The following is a 21,912-nucleotide window of genomic DNA, read 5'->3' as shown; positions in this document are numbered from 1 at the left end:
AACCCCCTAAATCCCCCTTATCAGGGGGACTTTAAGAGAAAATGCGTAAGTCCTAAACAATTTAAACCTATGTAGCAATCGAAAGATAGGAAAGCCAGTGGCTGATGAGGTCAGTGGTTTGCTTGATGATACGGAATCTAAAATTCATTTGCTATTTTCTCACAGGTGTGGTATTATTGTATCTTTGAGGAGGATTTCAAAAATCGTGGCATCAATTAATGACATCGCAAACGAATTTATCCGGGAAGAGATCGAAGAGTTCCTGGAGGAACCCGACGAGATAGCACGCACTATTGAGATGTTCGCACAAGCGACCCCTGCTATGCAAACCATCGCTGCTGCGCTGATTGATGGTGATCATCACACCGTCGATGAATTGACGGAAGCGGCACTCGAAGAAGGCACAGAAGCGTTAGAAATTATGGATGACGGACTCATCGCTGGGATGGGGATCGTTGGTATCAAGTTCCGTGAAAACTTCATTTTTGTGCCAGAAGTCTTGGCGTGTGCCCGTGCAATGAAGGCAGGTATGACGCATATCGAACCGATTCTCTCGGATTCCGGTATTGAACCGATCGGGACAGTGATTATGGGAACCGTCAAGGGTGACCTACACGACATTGGCAAGAATTTGTGCATCATGATGTTGCGGGGTGCAGGTTTCGTGGTCCACGATTTAGGGGTTGATACCTCTGAGGACGAGTTCATTGACGCCGTTGAGGAACACGAAGCCCCGATCCTCGGGATGTCGGCACTCCTAACAACGACAATGCCGAATATGGGAAAGACGATTGACGCTTTTATTGATGAGGACTTACGGGAAGAAGTGAGAATTATGGTAGGGGGTGCCCCAGTTACACAGACATTTGCCGATGACATGGGTGCTGATGGATACGGTAAAGACGCCCTGGCATGTGTCGCACTCGCCAAACAATTCCTTGAGGAACCGAACGAAGAGTGGTAGGATGAAAAAAATAGATAAAGTTGAATACGAGAAACGCCTCAATAAAATCACACAGATTTTTGAGGAGCTGGTTGTCCATGCAGATGAACAATCGACGTATCGGTGTCCCTACAAAAATCGCTTTGACCAGTGCACCGCGAAGTTCGGTTGCCGAAATCAGCGAAAGATTGATGAAGGGACCGGGCTTTTGTGCGTCGGAGACGATAAGTTAGATTATCGGAGTGCGTGGGAGACTGAGGCTTCGGGCCAACCCGCAGACATACACAGCACCGGCACAATTACATGTGACGGACAGGCATATCAACTCACGCCTGGGAAAACCGTTTTTGACTACGCAGACGATTTAACCGTCCAAGTCCCCACCTCCTGCTTCCGCACCGGACAGTGCCACGAATGTATCGTCGAGATTAAACGGGGTATGGACAGCCTTCAACCGCCAAATGAAGCAGAAGCCTTCCTCCGAGATAACTATCGTCTCGCCTGCCAAGCAGTTGTTCTTGACATTGACAAAGAGATTGAGTTCACACCCCTTCGACGCACCCCAAGAATCTTGACGCACACCGTCACGCTAGAGGGGAGTGAGTTCAAATTAGATCCACGGGTTACACACCGCGATGGTGTCGTCTATTACAATGACGAGCCTATCGACCGTTACCGCGGACATCTCTACGGACTCGCCTTGGACATCGGCACAACGACAGTGGTAGCGAATCTGGTTGATTTAGAGAATGGGAAAACGGTTTCTGTCAGTTCCTTTGAAAACCCGCAGCGTTTCGGTGGAAGCGACATCATGAACCGCATCTCCTACGACGGTGAATTTCAGGGAGAACTCCGACGCTCGTTGCTTGCCGCACTCAACAGCGAAATCATGGAGATGTGCGCACGCCACAATTTCGTCCGCCAGGAGATTTATGAAATCGTGGTTGCGGGGAACACAACGATGCGCGATATCTTCTTTAAGCAGGATGTTCAGAGCATTGGTCAAAAGCCGTATAAATCTCTGATTGAGCATGCGTATCGGGACGGGACCCGCGCAACCACCTCTCTTACTGAAAAAGTGCGCCGCTTGGGTATCCGTGCGAACCCGAAAGCGATGGTCTACAGTTTACCGCTGATTGCGAGCCATGTCGGGGCAGATGTTGCGGCGGATTTAGTCTCGATCGATATCCCTGTGCAGGATGAGGTGATTATGTTGGTGGATGTCGGGACGAATACAGAGGTCGTTGTCGGAAATGCGGAACGGATGGTCGCTGCGTCATGTCCTGCGGGTCCTGCATTTGAAGGCGGCGGCATTGAATACGGAATGCCCGCTTACCCGGGTGCGATTGAGTCTGTGAAATGGAACGCGGGTCAGTTCAATTGTGAGACAATTGAGGGGGAAGCACCGCAAGGGTTATGCGGTTCTGGGTTGATTTCGCTCCTTGCTGAGCTGCGCCGGAACAACCAGATGAGCCCGAAAGGCGCATTTGCAGATAGAAAACAACGCGTCATGTCCGTTTTGCCGGAACACGGTATTACTTTCTCACGCGCGGACGCGAGCAATTTGGCGCAAGCAAAGGCGGCAAATTACTGTGGACAATATATCGTTCTGCGGCACTTCGGTTGCGCGCCTGAAGACATTAAGAGGCTCTTTTTAGCCGGCGGCTTTGCCAATTACGTTAACCTACAGGATGCTATTGAAATCGGATTTCTCGCCCCTGTCCCAGAAACGAATGTCGTTAAGATCGGTAATGCAGCGATAGCGGGCGCGACGGCTGTCCTCCTCTCTGATCAAAAGCGCGCTGATATTGAAGCGTTTGTCGACAATATTGAACATATTGAATTAGAGACAACCCCCGATTTCTTTGATGTATTCGTGGAAGGGTGTCAATTCAAACCTATGCCCACAACCTTCTAAGGAAGGCAAAAGAATGGAAGGGTTTTTGCTTGGGTGTTTCTTCAGATATACGGAAAGGAACGTGAAACCAATCGCACATCTCATCGAACCGCAAGGTAAAATTAAAAACTTTCAAGAACGCTTGAAGTCTGAGGAACCGATTTTATACGACGGTGGATTCGGTTCGCAGCTATTCGCACGGGATATAGAACTCGCCAACAGTGCACTCGCCAACAGCCTACATCCGACTGCTGTTATTGACATTCACTCGGATTATATCAAGGCAGGTGCTGAAGCGATTGGGACAAACACATTCGTGGCATCTCCACTCCACTTAGAGATGGCTGGACAAGACCTATCCGATGCCAAACGGCTCACACGCCTCGCCGTTCAACACGCCAAAGCAGCGGTCGCACAGAGCGACAGAGCGGTCTACATTGCAGGTTCTGTCGGGCCCTCGCCTGGTGCCATTGAAGCCGACAGCGGAGATACCACTTTTGGCATTCCAAACGCTGATGCGAGAGAAGCGCATAAATTGGTTATCCATACCCTCGCAGAAGAGGGTGTGGATTTTCTCTGCCTTGAAACGATGTTTTCTGCGAAAGAAGCCGCAATCGCTGTAGATGTTGCGCGTGAGACAGGCATCCCTATTGCAGTGAACATGACTTACAAATGGACAAAGGAGCGGCGAACGGGCAAGATTATCTACCGAACCGATTGGGGGAATTCTCCAGCAGACCTGATCGATACTCTCATGAACAACGATTTATCGGGAGGCGATTCACTCTTAGAATCCGTGAGTATCCTCGGTGTGAACTGCGGTGCTGAGTCCAGGCGCGAGGAACATACGGGGATGCCTTATGCGATTGCTGGAACGCAGCAGTTGCACACGGTACTGACTGAAACAAGCATCGAGGGTAAACGGATGATGGCGTATCCCAACGCTGGCATGCCGAAACTCGATGAGAACCACCAAACCGTCTACACGCAGAACCCAACGGAGATGGCAAGTTATGTTCCCGCTCTTATTGAAGCAGGGGCGTACTTAATAGGTGGCTGTTGTGGAACAACCCCGGCACATATTAAAGCCTTTCGGGAAGCAATCGTGTCGTATCGATCGACATAGGTGTAATTTTGGAAGAAGCGGGACAATGCCTGAAAAAAATAAAGAGCGTGCAGCCTAGAATGAAATGGAAAGCGGATATACGGAGAAGAACTTTCAGCTCCCTGAGCGAACCGCAAGGTAAATTAGAAAAATGGAAACTGTAACACTTACCTATAAAAGACCCCCCAACCGAGTCAATCATTTTCAACAGGAATTACTTTATCTCGACGATACGGTTATTGTTACCTCTCAACGGGTTAAGCCCTCCTCACCGATAGTTCAGAAGGGTGAGACGGTTTTGGCGGATAACTTCGCCGCAGTCTGGTTTGTGTTTACAGGGTCATGGTATGATGTCGGCAAAGTCTATAACCTTGAGAACGCATGGACCGGCTATTACTGTGATATTATGAAACCGGTCAAGCGAAGCCTGGATGCAAACGGGAAACTGAATCGTTTTGAAATAACGGATCTATTCTTAGACCTTTGGATAAACCCAGATGGCACCTACGAAATTCAGGACGAAGACGAGTTTGAAGAGGCAGTGCAGCAGGGTGCGATTGACGCTGCATTGGAAAGAAAAGCACTGGAGGTCCTAAAGGCATTAATCGCTGAAGTTGAATCTGGACACGTGGAACGTCGCTTACAAGAGGTAATGCGTAGAGCGGAGTTCCCAAATTTGCAGGAGTACATTCGGTGATAGCGGATGGACCTTAATTTACCCGTAGATTCTTAGTATAATTCTAAAGCGCGTAGCTCGTAATGAAATGGAGAGCGGATTTGAGAATAGAGCCCTAAAGCACAAACTCACGACTCTTAACCGCAAGGAACAATTAAAAAATGGCAACATTAGCAATAAACGGAGGCGAACCTGTCCGCACGGCTGGATTCCCTGCGTGGCCCACGTTTGATCCAGCCGACCTTGAAGCGTTTGAAACTATCTACAAGAGTGGGCACTGGGGTGTTGGGGGACCGAAGGTTCCCGAATTCGCACAACAGTTCGCAAAATTCCAAGGCGCGAACTATGGCGTTTGCGTCAATAGCGGCACCTCGGCACTCTATATCGCCCTAAAAGCCGCTGGTGTTTGTCCGGGCGATGAAGTTATCACCACACCCTACACGTTCCAAGCCACAGTCGTCGCGATTCTGATGACACATGCCGTGCCGGTCTTTGCAGATACTGCCCCCGACAGTTTCCTGCTGGATCCTTTAAAGGTTGAAGACGCCATAACCGAGAAAACGAAAGTAATTTTACCGGTTCATATCGCCGGCTATCCCGCAGATATGGATGCCCTTATTGACATCGCGAATCGGCATAACCTGGGGATTGTCGAGGATTGTGCGCAGGCACACGGTGCGGAATGGCGTGGACGAGGGGTCGGCAGTTGGGGACATTTCGGATGCTTCAGTTTCCAATCATCCAAGAACCTGTGTGCGGGCGAGGGCGGCATCGTTCTTGTAAATGATCGGGAACTTTACGAACGTGCGTGGGCATTGCATAATTGTGGGCGCACGCTACCCGATGCTGAGTTCGGAGAGGCGGAACCCTTTGGTGGCAACTTCCGAATGACGGAGTGGCAGGCTGGATTACTCCTGTCCCGCTTGACTCGGCTTGAAGCTGAAACCAACCATCGGCATCAAAACATGCGATGGTTAGATGGATGGCTTGGCGAGATTCCGGGCATTAAAGTCACACGGCTTGACCCGCGTGCCACACGTGGCGGATGCCACGGCTATAAGGCGATCTTTGATTCTGAGGAGTTTGAAGGCATCTCCCGTGAGACGTTTCTCCGTGCCATGCGGGCGGAAGGGATACCGATGGGACATTGGTATACCACCCCCATGTATCGCGAAGCATTTCTCGCCTCTAATCTTTTCGGTCAAAACCTCAATTATGACGATACGCATTGTCCAGAAACTGAAAAGATATGTCAAACAGGTCTCTCCTTAAGTCAAAACGTGTTGATGGCGAGTGAAGAGGACATAGAGGATATTGTTAAGGCGGCGATTAAAATTCGCCGGAACGTCATTCAGTTAAAGTCGGAAACATCTTAGTGGAATAGTTGTCAGTTATCAGTTAAAAGAGGCTTCTTTTAAACAAAAACCTCTTAACTGAAAACTGAAAAGATTTTTTTAATGAAGATTATAGTAAAACCCGTAATTACCTTTACACTTTTTTGCATCGGCGAGGTTAGGAAACCTCGCCTACCGGGGGCAGAAGTGTAAACTTATTTTCAAAATCTACTATAATTTATTAATTCGGTAATTCCTGAACGTGCGATAAATCGCACTACTACGAACCAACCCGTTTGTAGTAGGGAAACCCTTCATGGTTTCCCGTCTATTACCGATTTATTTTTTTAACCTCATACAAAAAATCTGACTGCTGAAAACTATTTTGATTTTTTTACTATCCTTTTCAATCTTAAGGGACTCTATATAGGCAAATCCACAGAAAGAGGAGAAAACCATGTCTAACGAACGTGAATCCCAGAAGGAAATCCGTCGGCAGAAGGAGATTCGCCAGATTCTGCGGCTATTGGAAATGACTGCACGCATCATAGAAACCTCAGCGATTACAGACCAATTTTCAGGAAGTGAGGAGCGATGCGCCCGACAATTTAACAATGCACTTGAGCTCCTGACCGATCTCAATGCAGTGCCCGAGGATCTGTTTGAACCTTTGGAAGACCATGATGCATCTTTTGGCGATATTTGCTTTGCCTGCCACCAAGTCGCTGCCTACGTTAAAGAAAGCTGCGCTGATGACTTTGTTGACTTCACGCAAATCAAGAAAACGATTGGCGATGAGTTGAAAGATGTCAGGGAAGTTGTGCGGCAATCAATGCCTTCCTTCCTCAAAGATGTTTGGAGCGGACAAACACAAGAAAATGATGCTGATACCCCTGAAACCGTTGAGATTGTCTCAGACGATGATGAGGAGGCGACAGCTGTCGAACAGCGTATTGCCAAACTTGAAGGGCAAATGGAGACTGTTGTGGAGATCCTCCAAGAGATTCGGACCCAACAGCTTGACCAGAACAAAGAACTTTAGAATAGGAGACGGAGCCATGGTTATCGGAGGTCCCTTGCTGAAACTGCACACCTCTGGTGGGAACATCTATTTGCAAAAGGCATCGGATTAAACGGTAGAGTTTACCAATGCTTAAAGGAGTACATCCGTTGTCCCAGAAACAATCCTAAAATTGCCCATAGACTCCCCATCACGAATTCGCCGAGCATTGTCCCTAAAAACAGGGGTAGTGTTCGGCGATACGCTCCGATCCCACCGTGGCGAATCAGTATAGATTTTAGCACCCACGCCAAGAATACGGGAAACCACAGCCTACCGAAATTCCAATTGCCCGCAAGCGGATAGGCGAGCGGATGCAGCTGCCACCAAATAAATCGCAGGCGCATAAAGAGCGTCGTGAGCGTCAAAGTGATACCGAAGCCAAAAAATCCCATGCGTCCCCAGTCCGTGTCGTTCGGGAGCGTTAGCCAGCGTTGTAGATCACTGAAAGCCTCCTGTCCGCGCCATGTTCCGAGATTACCATGTAAGTAACCCGCATGAAGGAACGCAATGAACCCAATCACCAGTCCAATAACCGTGGCACCCCACATCACCCACAGAATCTGACGAACGTTGATCCCACCTCTGTCAGCGAGTTTAAAGCCTTCCAATTGATTCGGCATCGGTTGCGAGCGGTAGTTGCGGGTAAATCCATAGAGGAAAGCGAACCCCGTTAGCGTTGGGGCACCAATTCTTCTGGAACCCACAAGCGAAGTGAGGAAGAGTCCAGGACCGGCACGATAGAAATCCATCGTTGGTGTTCCAAGTTCAGCACGCATCCGGGTGAACGCTAAAACAAGTATAAATTGTATGCTGAAGAAGCCAAGCACCCCCCACCATGACATCCCCGCCTTGAGGCAAAACCCAAACACAACTGCAATACCAAGCAGGAATCCAACAAACGCGCTCCGGTATCCCATCGGTTCATTTGTTGTATCCAGATTCGTTTTCAAACCTAAGATACTCCGGACAACCTGCCAGAGGTGCTTGTGTGTTATCCAAAGCGCAAAGAAACAGAGACCAAAATACGCACCCGTCGACTGCATATCAATGTGCGGATAACCCGGTGTCTGATTCATCCCTGTCATTGCCCCAAAGACGAGTTGTGCCTTCCAAAAGAGGTAGAACAGCCAGCAAGAGAGCGCCAAATCCAGGGGCATTAAGAAACCGATGCCGATAGCATAAGGGTTTAGATGAATAGGCGTTGACCCCATAGCACTCAGTGGTTTTTCTGTGAACAAAAGTCCTATATCGTGACGGATGGGGATGCTCGGCACGTAAGGATAGAGAAAACTAATTCCATTGAGCAAATCGATCCCGCACCCGATGGCGAACCCTATCCAGAGGAGTCGGTTTCGGTAGAAACCCGCATCTTTCGTCATTTCATAAGGGAGTAGGATGATCGGGTAACTCAACTTCTCGTGTTCGATCCACTGTTTACGGAGGATGACACTGAGCATCATCATAGAGAACGCCAGGGCAGAGAAGAACACAAGCCACGCCAACACTGGCGTGAGCCATGCCTGAATATGCTCTACCTCGAATAGATTTGATGTGCCTTCATAGTAGCCTGTTAAGGCACGCCGATTCATTACGGCAATCCAATCCGGGATGTAGCGGAAAAAGAGCGTTTGCCATTCATTCTCCGGTGTAGCGAACCACGCCGCGTGCCCTAAAACACACATTGTCGCCTGCAACAGGTCATGCCCGCAGACGACGCACGCGAGCGTTACCATGAGATACACCGTCAGCATTTCTGCTTGTGTGAGCTGCCATTTCGGGAGATGGCGTGTTAAGAATAGGTTGAATATTGCAACGAGGAAAAGGGTAAAGACGGCGTTGAAGAAAATCGCCATCGTGGTGGGATACTGTGTTGTCCATACCGTTTCTGTTTGAACAACGAGGTAGATATTGAGTGGCAGCGATAACAATCCTAACAGAATGGCGCGCCATGTGATATTTTCAGATTTTTTAATTTTTCCTTGCGGTGGAACGACGGGCGTTAGCACTTTGGCGTGCGTTCCTTAAATCCGCCCTCCAAATGTAAAGCAAAGACAAATTATGCCATTTAAGGAGAACCTAATTTCATTACGGGCTAACTGTTTAGGTTTATTTTTACTGTTGTAATCCCAGGCGGTAGCCTGCAACAATACGCAGAAATACGCAGAAATACCCTATCAATACGCAGAAATACCCAAGCAAAAACACCCCAAGCAAAAACACGCAGGCGGCTATGAGAACAAACCTTCAATGAACAGAAGACATCATTTAACGCCACGCGAACAATTAAAAAGCTCGCTCTTGACCATAGAAAATTCGGGGTTTCAACGACGGGGAAAAGGGTGGATCCAGCGGGAAGGCGAACTCTACCCGAAGGATACCTGTCCCACTAAACTGAGAGAGACTCCCACGCAATCCAAACCCAACGCTTCGCTTCGGTCGTAGTAAATTGAAGGTGCGTGTGCCATTCCAAATGTATCCAATATCTGCAAAGACGACACCACTCAATATAACGCCGAGATGAACGCGTCTGTCGCTAAACGGACGCGCCACAGATGTTGCCACCGCTGCCAGTGCTTCATCTATTTTTCGGAAAACTGTTCCACCGAATATCGTTCGGCTTTCAAGACTCAGCAGCAGCATCTTTTCACCACTAAACTGCCGATAGGCGTAGCCGCGTAGCCCATCGAACGCCCCCAAGAGCACCTGACTGCGTCCACTCCACCCAAACTGCATTTCCGTTTTAAACTGCATGACAAACGTCTGATGAAAATCGAAAAGGCCGTTCTCTCTAAAACCGGTTTCAAGTGTATAGATATCGCCTGTGTCGAATACATCTGTGTAAAACCAAGCCGTTTGTGTTTGGAGGACGGAACGTTCCAGCCGACTCGTAAAGTTCGTGCTAAATGCCAATGTTGTCAAGTTAAAGAACTTACCTCCGTTCATCCATCCGGATGCCAAAGCCAGTTCGGCGTAAGATTCTGCCCGGTCAGCGGCGTATAAAGGTGAAGCGTATCCGAGCGAAAGCGCGTATTGAGAGCCGATAAGAAAATTTTCTTCTTGCCCCATCCGTCGGAGGAATCGGGTTTTGTGATACGCAATACGCTGTCTCCCTAAGGTGAATCCGATCCGTTTTATGTCTCGGTTCTCTAACATGGCACTGGATCCGCTTGATTTTTCAAGCAGCACGTATTTTGAACGTCGTGAAGCTGCCCATAACCCTATATAATTCTGTTGCTGTCTGTCTCCGAAATATCGTCGGACGTTTGCAAAGGTTCCCTGTAGATTTTGTTCAAACGTATCGGTTTTCTTCGCGTTTTCATACCAATATATCGGATTAACCGATTCAGAAAAACGCACACTTGCACTCCATCGACTTTTCAGCGTATATTGGGGACGTTCTAACAGCACCACCAAAGAATCGCCTTCGCGTTTCTGGATATATTCACCATCAAAGTTCCAGTGCGAATTGAAGAGGCGCGGGTTATTATACCGTCCTCTCACGAGGCTCCGCGTCTTCTCACCGACTTCGCTAATCCTTTCGTAACGCCACAATGTGCCTTGACCCGATCCAAACATGTTTGGATCTCGAAACTGTAGCAGCCAATACCGCTTTTGGTTGTTTAGGTTCAGATCCCCTCCCAATGGAAAGGACAAGAGTTCCCTAATAGTGGTGTGAATCGTAACGGATTTGGACAGCTCATCCCACTGCGCGTCAACTTTAGCAGCGCCAATATAAGTCTTGCGGCGGAGGATCTGTTCGCTTTCCTCTCTATCCGCTTCTGTGTAGATATCCCCTGGCATAAACAGGAGTTCTCGGCGGACAACGTCCTCTTTCGTCTGTATATTGCCAGTTACGATGATGTTGCCGACACGCCCTTCATCAATCTCAATGCCGAGATAAACCCCGTCTGCGAATTTCTTCACAGAGAGTTGCTCCTCATCCACCCGTGCGAAACGGTACCCGTTTTCCCGATAAAAGCGCGTAATCGCTGCAAGGTCGGATTTCAGAACGGATTCATCATAAGTACTCCACACATCCGTTTGCATTAGCGCACGGATGTGTTGTTCAGAGAACGATTCGTTTCCATCAATTACGAGGCTACGTACAATATTGGTTTCATCCATAGGGGTTGGACGACCAATAGCCTGACCGCCGGCGGCTATCTCGCTGATACCCATTAAAACGATTAAGCACATTTTTAATTTTACCTTGCGGATAAATAACGCAGGTTCTAAATTTGACATGTCTTTCTCTAAATTCGCCTGCGCCGGTGTTGCAGGCTTCGGTTCCGATTTTAAGAAGGAACTACAGAATGAGCGAAAACCTGCTCGTAAGCGTAGTGGAGAGCAGGACGAAACTCAATAGTTAAAAGAACGGTTCGAGAGAAAACTTTCAAGCAACATAAGACAGATGACGAAAATAAGCAATTCCCCCCAAATCTCCCTGCCGTGTCGCTTAACGTTGTAGGCATCAGCCGCCACCGGTGTTTCCCCGATTTCGGGATCTGCTGTTGTTTGCGCACCGATCCGTCCCGCCACTTGTGATAGTGGAATCTCCGTTAAGTCAGCTTCAGTCGTATCCACATTAACAGCAAAAAAGTCGCGTCGGATTCTGTCCTGTGTTCGCACCTCGACCTGATAGATACCCGGACGTTCCGTGCCTTGAAAGCGCAGTGTGCCGTCTTCGGCAATCGGGACGACTGTGGAAGGGTCTTCAGTTTTCGGGCTTTGGTCTTCGGTGAAGCGGTTTCGATCTAACGAAGGTTTCCCGTCATGATCGGTAACTGATAACCGATACCTGATAACCGCCTTCCCACCTGCGCCCCGAGGGTAGTATGCTGTATAGGTATCCCCGACATGCCCGCCCCATGTTAAAGTATTATTGCTGGCTATTGCCGCGTAAAGTACGCTTTGTTGAAGTATTGGAAGGAAATACGGATTCACAAGTAGATCGTTAGGAGCATGAGGCGTTTCTAACCCCGATTCCATAGATGTGATCGCCTGTTGCGCGAGTAAACCACAGTTATAGAGCAACACAGCACTTGTGCCTTGACTGCGTTCAATAAGAAAGGGTGTATCATCTCCGAAACGTGCGATAACGTTAGATTCCGATGAAGGCTGCAGTGCTATGCCGTTGTAAAACTGCGGGGCGTATTGCATAGAGAATCCTTCGCTTGGAAAGATGTCGAAAATAGGATGTGTCTCTCGGTATGCCTGCACTCGTTGGGGTGGAACCCAAGTCAGTGGATTACCAAGTCGGGCAGGTAACCAAGCATTCTGAGATTGATTGTAACTTGTGGGATCGCTGTGAGCACTCACGAAGGCAATGATACTTTTGCCTTGGCGGATGAATTCTTGAAGTTGGACACTCATTTGCAGCGATAGGGTCTTTACGTCCGCAAGAACAATAACATCATAGTCTTCCAACGGAAAGGTTTCAAATTCACCGGGTGTGCATTGCGTTGGTAGAATCGCGCGAGCCTCTATAGGAAACCTGCGGGACAATGTATTGGAATAATTACCAGTTAAAGAGGACTCTGATTCAACGGACAACTGCCCCCTATAAATATGTGGATTTAACGCCAATGTTAGATATTCCGTTTGTTCGCCCACACAGAGTACGCGAACTTCACCGAGAGCATCCCAGGCGAAATAACGGTGGTTGTCGATATTAAGGCGATCGTCCGTTAGTGTGAAGTAACCGATATGCGTGCCGGGTGTCGAAAAGTTGTATGTTAGCGCGGTGTTCAACGATTCGTTCGCTGCCGCAGAAAGGCTCATGGTTTTTTGTTTCTCGCCTCCAATAAACAGGGTGAGTATATTTTCATTCAAAGGTGCTACCGAATGGTTCACAGTCGTCACGTTCAAGTGAAATGGTAAGTCTACGCCTATTAGTTGATTGGACGGACGAATTTCTTTAATACTTATGTTATGTGCTTCACCCTCTGCAACCGGAATCAAAGAAATACGTGCGCCTGAGCGATTTGGAAGTCTATTCCAGTTCTCCCATCCGTTTCGAGCGAAGTCGGAAACCAAATAGATTTCTTTGTTCAGTTGCTCTGATTCAGCAAGGATTTCGTGGGCGAGTTCAAGGCTGGGTTGAACATTCGTGGTGCGGTAGGAAGTCTCTGCATCGTTAATCGCTTCGGTGACACTCTCAATGTCGGGGGTGAGTTGGCGAAAAACAGGTTTCGGAATGTCTGACATTAATATGAGGGCGGCTCTATCGCCATGACGCAAGGTATCAATGATGTCAGTTGCCAGCGTTTTCGCTTTGTCGAATCTTACGCCATTGATGTCTTGATACGCCATACTGTAAGAGTTATCTAAAACAATAACGACATCTGTCTTTGCCCGCACGGACGCGACTGGGAGTCCGAGTGTCAAAAACGGACGTGCCAAGGCGAGTGCAATGAGCGCGATAATTGCTATTCTTAGGAGTAAAATGAGAAATTGACGGAGCTGGAATCGGCGAGCATTTTCGCGGTGTGCCGCCGTGATGAATATCAGACTGCTAAAGTCGATTGTCACCACACGACGACGGTTCCAGAGGTGAATGACTAAGGGGATACCAGCAGCGAGGAGTCCAAAGAGGAAAAATGGGTTAAGAAATGCCAATTTTTAATTATGGCCTCCTGGGCCGCTGCGTCCGTTGTCCTTGCGGGTTTCCGATTAAATCGCGACTGGATCTGGGAATTTACACAATTTTTGAAAGGTAAATTTAAAAAATCGTAATTTCAAGTTGGTTGAGTGTCTGGAGCACATCTACTGCGTATTCCATCAGATTGTCCGTCTCCAGGGTGCCTCCACCGAGTTGAATGTGGTTCGCATCAGCGACAACCTGATCCAATGTTGGATCCATTTGTACCCATTTACCGACATAGACTTCGGGCCAGAAATGGTAATAGAAAGCATCTTTCGCGAATACGATACCGGAGCAGATGCGTGCGGGAATGCCAGCGGCGCGCGCCAGAGCGATAAATAAGACTGTATGTTCCGTGCAATCTCCAGAGAGTGATTGCAGCACTGTTAATGACGAAGCAAAGCCCCCGCTCATCTTTTTGTCGTTAATAGAGGCATAAACCCACCGACATAGTTTTTCCGCTGCACGCCATGAATTAACCTCGTTCTCCAAAATCTCTTCAGTCTTTGCCTGAATATCGGGGTGATTGGCTTGAATATAGGCACTCGCGGCAAGGAATTCACCTTCTCCGTTGTGAATAGGGAGATTCGGACACTCTTCAGCGACAATTGATGGGACCTGAATGGAAAGTTTGTAGGAGGGGTTTGTAGCACCGATTTCACTATAATCCGCCTCAAGTTTCTGTCGAGGCGTAGACATAATAACTTCAGCGATGTTCCCTGTTGGGAGTTTCACTTCTGCCTCAAGGTATTCTGCTTTTGGGATCGGGAGCCTGCCAGAGGGAAGGATACGCGTTTTTAAGACAACGTCGACCTCTTCAGTACCCGCCAAGGCAGTTTCCTTGTCGGTTTTCGTTGTTACCATGGAAAGCCCCATCAACGGCACCTCCGTTCGATAGTTTACGCCGTTGGGATCAATCCACAGTTTTGCAGTAATGCCGTTCATTACGTCCATTGTCTGCTTCAGAACGTAGACCTGCTTTTCCCTCGATTGATAGGTTAAAGTCTCTTCCCGTAAAACCTCAATTTCCGTTTTCACAGGCTTCAGGAGATCGAAAATGAACACATGAAAGGTTCGTTTATCGCCTGTTTTAAGCCCTTCTCGGGTTAACAGTGATGCCACGCCTGTATGCTCAGAAATGGTGCCGGGTGGCACTGGAATTTCTGACTCGGTGGTTTCACCATTGAGCGTTGTTTTAATGTGGGCGATTCCATCTACAATCCGTCCTTCGATCTGCTTTAAACCAGATTCATTAGAGGTCAAAAGAAAATGACGCGGCATTAAGTCAGGACCCGTGTATTCAACGCGCGTAATTTCAACCGTTATGTCGGTCCCGAGTGCCTTAAAGTTCATAACTATATCGGTTTTGTTCCGAGCGACCTGTTCTCCTTGATGTTCAGTTCCTTCAATAGACGTGTGCATGTAACCGATTTTGGTGTTCATCAGCGTAAGGCTGTACCAATGTTCTATAGACATGTCCCCCCTCTGGGGTTCCAAAAGGTTGTTCTGGAATGTGTTTTGTTTTTCGCCCGCGGTGTCCGCCGGTGTCGCTGCTTGCAAGCCAATATTAAGAAGTATCGCTGCCTTGCATACAAACATAAGGCAGCGTAGATGATAAAACTTCAAAGGCTTTGCTAATATCATAATAAACTACGACTCCTCACGAAAGATGCCAAACAACACAACTATCACCCGTCATGCCGTTTCTGTAGCGTGTTCTATTGATGATATTAATTATACCTGATGGGTGGGCTTATGTCAAGTCCGCAGCGGCAGCACTACGGTCATACACACGTTGCCCTGGCAACGGTATGGGTGTGGCGTTGTTTGACCTTCTCATAGTTCCCAAATATATTCAGAAAGTTACGCTTGATGAATGCTCGAAGTCCTGAAATCGTAACAACATAAAGTCGCCCATTCGGTTTGAGATACCGCTTCGCGTCGGTCAGAAAAATCTGTAGGAGTTCCTTACCGACATTGGCAGGTAGATTAGAGGCAATGAGATCGAATTGAATATCGGGGAGATGGCTAAAACCGTTGCTCAACAGGATGTGACAGTTCTGGAGTTGATTCTGTTTCGCGTTTTTACGGGCATAGTCAACGGCTACGAAATCCTTGTCCACCATATAGACGGTTGCCGTTTGTGCACATTTTGCGAGCGTGATACCGATGGCACCGTATCCACACCCGAGGTCGAGACAGATGTCGCCTTCTTGAACGTTCAGATGCTCAATTAATAGGTGTGTGCCTGCATCAATCGCTTTTGGTGAGAAAAGCCCCCACGTTGCGGAAAAGGTAAGGGGTGTCCCCCGCAATTCCGCTCGGAAGTTGACTTCTCGTGGAAAGGAATCTACTGCCATTTTATCAGGACTCCGAGTGCATCACCGGGAGTATTCCAGAGAAGGTCAAACGCATCTTTCGCTTCGGTATAATGGAAACGATGGGTAATCATCTCAGATGCGTGAATTTCCTTGTGCTGTATTTTTTGCAAGGCGCGTGCCGCAATCTGAGAGCGAGGTTCGTCCGTTAAGATACCTGCAACGAGACGTTTGCTCATCATCTTTGAGGCGTGTAAGGGTAAGGGTGCCTGTTGGTAGAGGGCGATAAGCTGGATAATGCCGAACCGACGTGTCATATCCTGCGCCTGCTCGAACGATTTGATCCCAGCGTATCCACCGACACAATCGATCACGAGATCTGCGCCTTTGCCGCCCGTGAGCCCCAGGACGGCTTCCACGGGATCTACGTCCTCAGCGTTTATGACGGTATTAGCACCGAGTTTTACCGACAATTCACATCGGAGTGGCAACGCATCCACGGTTATAATTCGCGCCGGATTATAGCCTTGTAACACCTGCATCATCAGACTTCCTACCAAGCCTTGTCCGAGAATGACGATGGTATCTTCGGCTTTAACGCCGGACGAATCTGACCAAGCGATAGCACTGGTTGCAAGCGGTAGAAAAGTCCCCTCCTCAAAACTCACGTCGTCAAGGAGCGGGACGATGCGTCCTTCCGTTGCGTTCGGTTCAGCGACGACATATTCGGCGTGCGGTGCGACAACCATGACGCGTTGACCGACCTGATAATCTTCTACCTCTGCGCCAACTGCATCCACAACGCCCGTGAGAGAGTAACCCATAATTGCGGGTGAAACTGCATCTTCTCGGATATACCGTCGAAACAGTTCGGAGCCTCGGCTGATTAAGGTCGTGTCCGTTTGTACTCGAACCTGTTGCGCATTGATCTCCGGTATCGGCACCTCTTCCAATTGGATGTTGCCGAAACCTTCTGGCTTAGTTACTCGAATCATTTTTTTATTTTCCCTTGGGGATAAGTGGCGTGGTCTGTGATTTGTGAGTTTGCAGACACGCTTTCATCTTTCACCAACAGTCATTGTGAAACGAAGTGGAACGATACCCAGATTTAATAGTTAAAAAGACGTTTGGCTAAATCCTCACGAGTGACAGGTTTGTCAAGAGACATCAGATAGATGTGGAACGTATCACTCCTGTCGGAGACATACGCGAGATAGCGTCCATCAGGTGAAAAGGCGGGTTGAATAGACCTGCCGATGTCGCTGGTAATCCGCCGTTCATTTTTACCATCTGCATCAATGAGATAAATCTCCCAGTCGCCTGCTCTGGCGGAAACATACGCAATCGTTTTTCCGTCAGGCGACACCGTGGGATTGTAGCAACCGTAACGATTTGGGTTGAAATGTTTCTCGTTTTTTCCGTCAATATCTATGGTGTAAAGTTGGTTTTTTTCATTTCGAGAGGAGACAAATATAATACGCTTTCCGTCTGGAAAGAACGCGGGACTTCCGTCATCGGTTTCATTAAAGGTGATACGTCTCGGCTGAATGTCTTCTGGTGTGAGTTGTGCGAGATCGAGTCCTGCCAAATCGAGGAGGTATAATTCCAGGTTTCCATCTACGTTGGATTCATAAACAACCTGATCGCCAGCGGGAGATGTCCGAGGCACGCGGGCACCGAAGCTCACAGGTAAAACGGTTCGCGTGATTTTGCTGTGAATATGTGTTACATGGAATCCGGCGTAGATCGGCGTGGAGCCGCTGCTTTGGATGACGACTTTAACTTCACGAGATGATTTCGGTTCGGAGCTATAAAACAGATAGTTTGGTGTCTTGAGGAATGCGGGTGAACTATCGTTGAAATCCGTTGTGAAGGTTACACGCCGTTGGATACGTCCATTTAAGTCCATTAAATAGATTTCGCCGTTGTCGAGTCGAAAGGAGGCAAAGGCAATTTGTGTGCCATCCGGTGAGAAGGTGGGTGAATAGTTATCCGAATCACCACGGGTCAACCGCTTTGTATGATACGTGTCTCCCACGAGTTCAATGATTTGGCGCAGGACCTCGGGATCCAGCGTGCTCCGCTGAACGAGTCGTAGCACCCGAAACGCGGAACCTCTATCACCGAATCTTAAATAGGTCCGTGCCAATTCGAGTCGTGCTGCGGTCCGTTCTTCGGGTTGTGCGGCATACAGTTGTGAAGCCTTCTGTAGCTCGGTAACTGCATCGTTGTACCGCCCTAAGTCATTGTAGGCTTTTCCCAGTAACATCCGTGCCTTCGGATCCTCAGGGGCTGTTTCGATAAAAGCCTCCAGTTCTGTTACTGCCGCTTGCGGGGTTCCAGCGTTCAGAAGTTCTTCACTCTTTTTAAAAACCGCTGTGTCATCTTGGCACCCAGTCACTAAGACAACGAGCAAGATACTACATATTTTAATTATACCTTGCGGTTCGGTCAAGTAGGTTAATAGTTTCACGTTCTTTTCCGTAGAGTCGCCTGCGTATTGTTGCAGACTACGTTTTTGGTAGAAAGTTGTAAAGAGTTCTAAAATCTGTAAAGTCGCAAGCGCGTCTCTTTAAACTTACAAACTTTAGCACACTCCGCAACTTCAAAACTTTCGTCTTCGGAGCGGGATTTATGCGGTTTACGGACTTACGGTCGGCTTCTCCGTCTACCTCTCCATCCATCGCCGACTGCGTAGAGCCAACATAAAATTCCTTGGACAGACGCACTGATTTTCAGTTTCCAAGAGGGTCGGTACATCAGTTTTTCGCCATCATCGAACGTCCAGATGTGAATTGAATACGGCTCTTGTGCTTCCGAGTTTTCAGTTCCGTCTGTTGAGAGTTTCTCCTGCGTTGCGGGTTTGAACCGCATTAAATCATCCCATCCTGTTACGGGGAGTGAATTGAGATAGAAAATACCGATTGCAGAAGCGAAAATGACAAAAAGGACAATCGCTTTGGGAGATTGCCCTAAGTAGAGTTGACCGAGTCCTGGAAGGATTGCGGACAGGACCATCGCAACGAAAGAACGGCTTTTTAACGATTCAGTTTCTCGGGGCATTGGACCTCCAGCAGGAGCTACCATGGATTAAGACTCTCCTTGTGCCACAAGATAGACCCCGATACAGATGATCAGAGCACCGATTATACGAATCTTAGGGACAGATTCTTTGAACAACATCCAAGAAAACAGGATTGACAGAACATACCCAGAACTTAACATCGGATACGCAACGCTCAGTTTAACACGCGACAGGATAATCAACCAGACGAGCGTTGTGAAGCCATATATCGCAATTCCACTAAGGATATAAGGGTTCAGGAATGCTTGGACCAATTTACCCATAGCGTCTCGGAGGCTATTGATACGCCCGATCGTGTTCATGCCGTGTTTAAACAAAATCTGTCCGATGACCGTGAGTAAAACGTTGAAGAATAGCAGTAAAAAATCTTTCATAACTCTATTATACCACACCTTTATTTTTTCCCAATTCGCAAAATCTAAGATTTTACAATCCGTTGTTGCTTAAGCATTTCTATCTCCTCTGCTTGTTCTGAGATTTTCCGTGCCAGTTCTTCCATGTTTTTATCGTGTGTCGTATCGATTCTCCCGCGCCATGCCATGATGATCTGTGGGATGGCTATGGCTGCTACAATGAGAGCGATGAGGGCATATATGAGATTTATCGTCAGGGTTATTTGGGTTTGAACATTTTTGAATTTATCATCAATGCCCTTAAACCTCTCATCAATGCCCTTAAACCTCTCATCAATGCTACTGAATCGGGCCTCGAATCGATTCTCAAGGCTTCTGATTTGTGTTTCAACGTTCGCGATTTTCAGGTCAATATATTCTTTGAGTTCCGCCTTCGTATCGGCACTCTCTTTCTTTACTTCCTCATTGACAATCAAACGGATTTTATCAAGGTCCTGCGGAGTAAGTTCACCCAAGGCAGGCACTGCTATCGCGAGACATGTAATACAAGAAAATAAAAGCACTTTCATGGTGTACCTCCTTTGTATAGTTAATCATTTTCCTAGCATTTTGTCAACCCAAATTATTCACGTAATTGTGAAAATATTTGACTAAAATTGCGGTTTTTGATATAATGCTTAAAAAAAGTGAGTGAGACACTTCCGTATGGAAAATAAACACATTAACGTTAACGGCACGAAACAGGTGTTTTCTGACTCTCAACAGGAACCTGTATTCGAGGCTGCAGGTTCACCTCAGACAAGACTCACAAGCGTTCCTACCCCCCCCCCACTCCACAAACGATAAGCATAACTGCTTCACATATCCGTTCATACAGCTGCATTTGGGGCTGTCGCAGCTTCTTCGCGCTTGGACGCGCTTCGGTGTGGACACGCACTTTTTTTATCAGATGAAAATGACAAAACGTTTCCTTGCTTTCTCCATCTGGATCCTTCTTTTTGTGCTGCTTCATCAGGCAAACTCAGGCCCGAATGATCCTGTAAATATCCCGGATCCTGTCCTTCGTGCCGAAATCGAAAATAGACTCGGCAAGATGGCTGGCACGACAATCACCGAGAGTGAATTGAATAACCTGACCGGCAGTATCAATGCGCGCAGCACCAACCGAGGCGGAAGGGTTATGCAGCTAACAGGGCTTGAACATGCAACGAGTACCACCCAGATGACCTTTTCAGACGCTCGCATTACCGATCTATCCCCACTCACCGGACTCACGCAATTGCAATATCTGGATCTTCGTAACAATGGAACTATTGCAGATATTTCGCCGCTGTCAGGTTTAACAGGACTCCAAAAGTTATGGCTACGGAAGAATAAAAAAATCGTAGATATTTCGCCGCTGTCAGGTTTAACAACGTTAACGGTATTGTACCTTGGCGACAATCAGATTACGGATATATCACCGCTCAAGAACCTCACCAATTTAACGGAACTGGGACTTTCAAAAAATAGAGGGATCTCGGATATCTCAATCTTGAAGGGTTTAACAAAACTGGAAATACTGGGGCTTAATTATGTCAATATAACCCAAGAGGGACTAGCAGCGGTGCTACCCTCTTTCTCTGCGCTGCGTAGTCTGGTTATTGGTCAGACTAACATCACTGACCTATCCGTGCTACGAGACCTACCGAGCACTGTGATATTGGAAAACCTGGACCTGATACAAATGGGCCCTTCCAGCCCTCTGGGGTGGCATCTGAAGGATCTCTCGCCTCTGGTGTCTCTCATGAATGAGGGAAGAGTTGTATCATCAAAGACCGTAGGTTTTAATTTACGCTGGAACTTCGGATTGGACTATGAATCCCTCTACACAGACATTCCAGCACTCATCGCTGGGACAACATCGAATTTCGCGTATTCTACAGACATTACGCCTACACTTGAGGCGGTATCTCCGAAAAATCATGTCGGAAGACCTGGGACAGCACACACCTTTGTGGTGCGAGCCTCTAATACTACGATTGTTCCCCCGGGGGGTGCTCGGTATACATTTTTAAACAATAACTTTGAGAAAGTGCCTGTTACATTCACCGTTACGGCACCCGATGGGACCATTGAAACACACCCGATCCTGCTGACCGGAGTCGATGGCTTGGCGAGTGTTTCGATTACACTCGGAAATGATGGGGAAACACACATTGCGGAAGCCGTTGTTCCAGCGAAACAAAATACGGATGGCCCCTCACACGAGGAACTCCGGGTGCGTTTCACGGCGACGGCAGACAGCAGTTTCCGGCTGGTCCAACGTTCAAGGCTGAGGGTGACCTTTGAGGACTACCCAGAAGAGAAGCCGACGGATGAATTTACGCTCACGCTCAAGTTCTCAGAATCCGTTATCGGCTTTGAGAAAAACGATATTAGCCTTGAGACAGAACTCACTCGAGGCACCGGCACCGCTACCTTAGAAGCGTTGACACCTATCGAGGGACCCGCAC

Annotated in this window: 17 protein-coding genes; 7 read left to right on the top strand and 10 right to left on the bottom strand. The window is 48.0% G+C overall.

Annotation, left to right across the window (positions count from 1 at the left end; genetic code table 11):
- Positions 1 to 322 precede the first annotated feature (322 nt).
- The 6 genes from F4X88_19785 to F4X88_19760 all read left to right on the top strand — a co-directional run bounded on the left by F4X88_19785 (position 323) and on the right by F4X88_19760 (position 6,997).
- Positions 323 to 964 (top strand): cobalamin-binding protein, encoded by a 642-nt coding sequence (locus tag F4X88_19785; protein ID MYA58524.1) that lies wholly within the window; start codon positions 323 to 325, stop codon positions 962 to 964.
- The gene (locus tag F4X88_19780; GenBank protein MYA58523.1) at positions 873 to 2,861 is read left to right on the top strand and encodes a DUF4445 domain-containing protein; all 1,989 of its coding nucleotides are present in this window, start codon (positions 873 to 875) and stop codon (positions 2,859 to 2,861) included. Before F4X88_19785 ends, F4X88_19780 begins: the two co-directional genes overlap by 92 nt.
- Positions 2,812 to 3,966, top strand: coding sequence for a hypothetical protein (locus F4X88_19775; protein ID MYA58522.1), 1,155 nt, complete (start codon positions 2,812 to 2,814; stop codon positions 3,964 to 3,966). Before F4X88_19780 ends, F4X88_19775 begins: the two co-directional genes overlap by 50 nt.
- 130 nt (positions 3,967 to 4,096) lie before the next feature.
- Positions 4,097 to 4,642, top strand: a complete 546-nt coding sequence (locus F4X88_19770) for a DUF402 domain-containing protein (protein MYA58521.1) — start codon at positions 4,097 to 4,099, stop codon at positions 4,640 to 4,642.
- Between the two features lie 140 nt (positions 4,643 to 4,782).
- Positions 4,783 to 5,997: a DegT/DnrJ/EryC1/StrS family aminotransferase gene (locus F4X88_19765; protein MYA58520.1), complete on the top strand. Its 1,215-nt coding sequence runs from the start codon at positions 4,783 to 4,785 to the stop codon at positions 5,995 to 5,997.
- Positions 5,998 to 6,412: 415 nt separating this feature from the next.
- Entirely contained in the window at positions 6,413 to 6,997 is a 585-nt protein-coding gene (locus tag F4X88_19760; GenBank protein ID MYA58519.1) for a hypothetical protein, read from the top strand.
- A 101-nt stretch (positions 6,998 to 7,098) separates the two neighbouring features.
- Here the strand turns inward: F4X88_19760 and F4X88_19755 are convergent, their stop codons facing one another.
- The 10 genes from F4X88_19755 to F4X88_19710 form a co-directional block, all read right to left on the bottom strand.
- The gene (locus F4X88_19755) at positions 7,099 to 9,024 is read right to left on the bottom strand and encodes a hypothetical protein (protein ID MYA58518.1); all 1,926 of its coding nucleotides are present in this window, start codon (positions 9,022 to 9,024) and stop codon (positions 7,099 to 7,101) included.
- A gap of 277 nt (positions 9,025 to 9,301) precedes the next feature.
- The gene (locus F4X88_19750; GenBank protein MYA58517.1) at positions 9,302 to 11,263 is read right to left on the bottom strand and encodes a hypothetical protein; all 1,962 of its coding nucleotides are present in this window, start codon (positions 11,261 to 11,263) and stop codon (positions 9,302 to 9,304) included.
- 114 nt (positions 11,264 to 11,377) lie between these two features.
- Positions 11,378 to 13,636 carry a VWA domain-containing protein gene (locus tag F4X88_19745; GenBank protein MYA58516.1) on the bottom strand — a complete coding sequence of 753 codons (2,259 nt, stop codon included), beginning with the start codon at positions 13,634 to 13,636 and terminating at the stop codon, positions 11,378 to 11,380.
- Positions 13,637 to 13,739: 103 nt separating this feature from the next.
- Positions 13,740 to 15,305: a hypothetical protein gene (locus F4X88_19740; GenBank protein MYA58515.1), complete on the bottom strand. Its 1,566-nt coding sequence runs from the start codon at positions 15,303 to 15,305 to the stop codon at positions 13,740 to 13,742.
- A 140-nt stretch (positions 15,306 to 15,445) separates the two neighbouring features.
- A complete protein-coding gene (locus F4X88_19735; protein MYA58514.1) occupies positions 15,446 to 16,021 on the bottom strand; it encodes a class I SAM-dependent methyltransferase in 576 nt (191 codons plus the stop codon).
- On the bottom strand, positions 16,012 to 16,974 hold the full coding sequence (locus F4X88_19730) for a zinc-binding dehydrogenase (protein MYA58513.1): 963 nt from the start codon (positions 16,972 to 16,974) through the stop codon (positions 16,012 to 16,014). The genes F4X88_19735 and F4X88_19730 overlap by 10 nt, the downstream gene beginning before the upstream one ends.
- A gap of 113 nt (positions 16,975 to 17,087) precedes the next feature.
- Positions 17,088 to 18,452 carry a tetratricopeptide repeat protein gene (locus F4X88_19725; GenBank protein MYA58512.1) on the bottom strand — a complete coding sequence of 455 codons (1,365 nt, stop codon included), beginning with the start codon at positions 18,450 to 18,452 and terminating at the stop codon, positions 17,088 to 17,090.
- Between the two features lie 176 nt (positions 18,453 to 18,628).
- Positions 18,629 to 19,066, bottom strand: a complete 438-nt coding sequence (locus tag F4X88_19720) for a hypothetical protein (protein MYA58511.1) — start codon at positions 19,064 to 19,066, stop codon at positions 18,629 to 18,631.
- A gap of 3 nt (positions 19,067 to 19,069) precedes the next feature.
- The gene (locus F4X88_19715) at positions 19,070 to 19,438 is read right to left on the bottom strand and encodes an EamA family transporter (GenBank protein MYA58510.1); all 369 of its coding nucleotides are present in this window, start codon (positions 19,436 to 19,438) and stop codon (positions 19,070 to 19,072) included.
- Between the two features lie 44 nt (positions 19,439 to 19,482).
- Positions 19,483 to 19,986 carry a hypothetical protein gene (locus F4X88_19710; protein ID MYA58509.1) on the bottom strand — a complete coding sequence of 168 codons (504 nt, stop codon included), beginning with the start codon at positions 19,984 to 19,986 and terminating at the stop codon, positions 19,483 to 19,485.
- Between the two features lie 356 nt (positions 19,987 to 20,342).
- On the opposite strand from F4X88_19710, the gene F4X88_19705 reads away from it, so the two are divergent.
- The coding region (locus F4X88_19705; protein MYA58508.1) for a leucine-rich repeat domain-containing protein at positions 20,343 to 21,912 on the top strand (1,570 nt) is incomplete at its 3' end.

Source organism: Candidatus Poribacteria bacterium (genome assembly GCA_009839745.1).
Lineage (GTDB): Bacteria > Poribacteria > WGA-4E > WGA-4E > WGA-3G > WGA-3G.
This window is presented reverse-complemented; position numbering and strand designations above follow the sequence as displayed.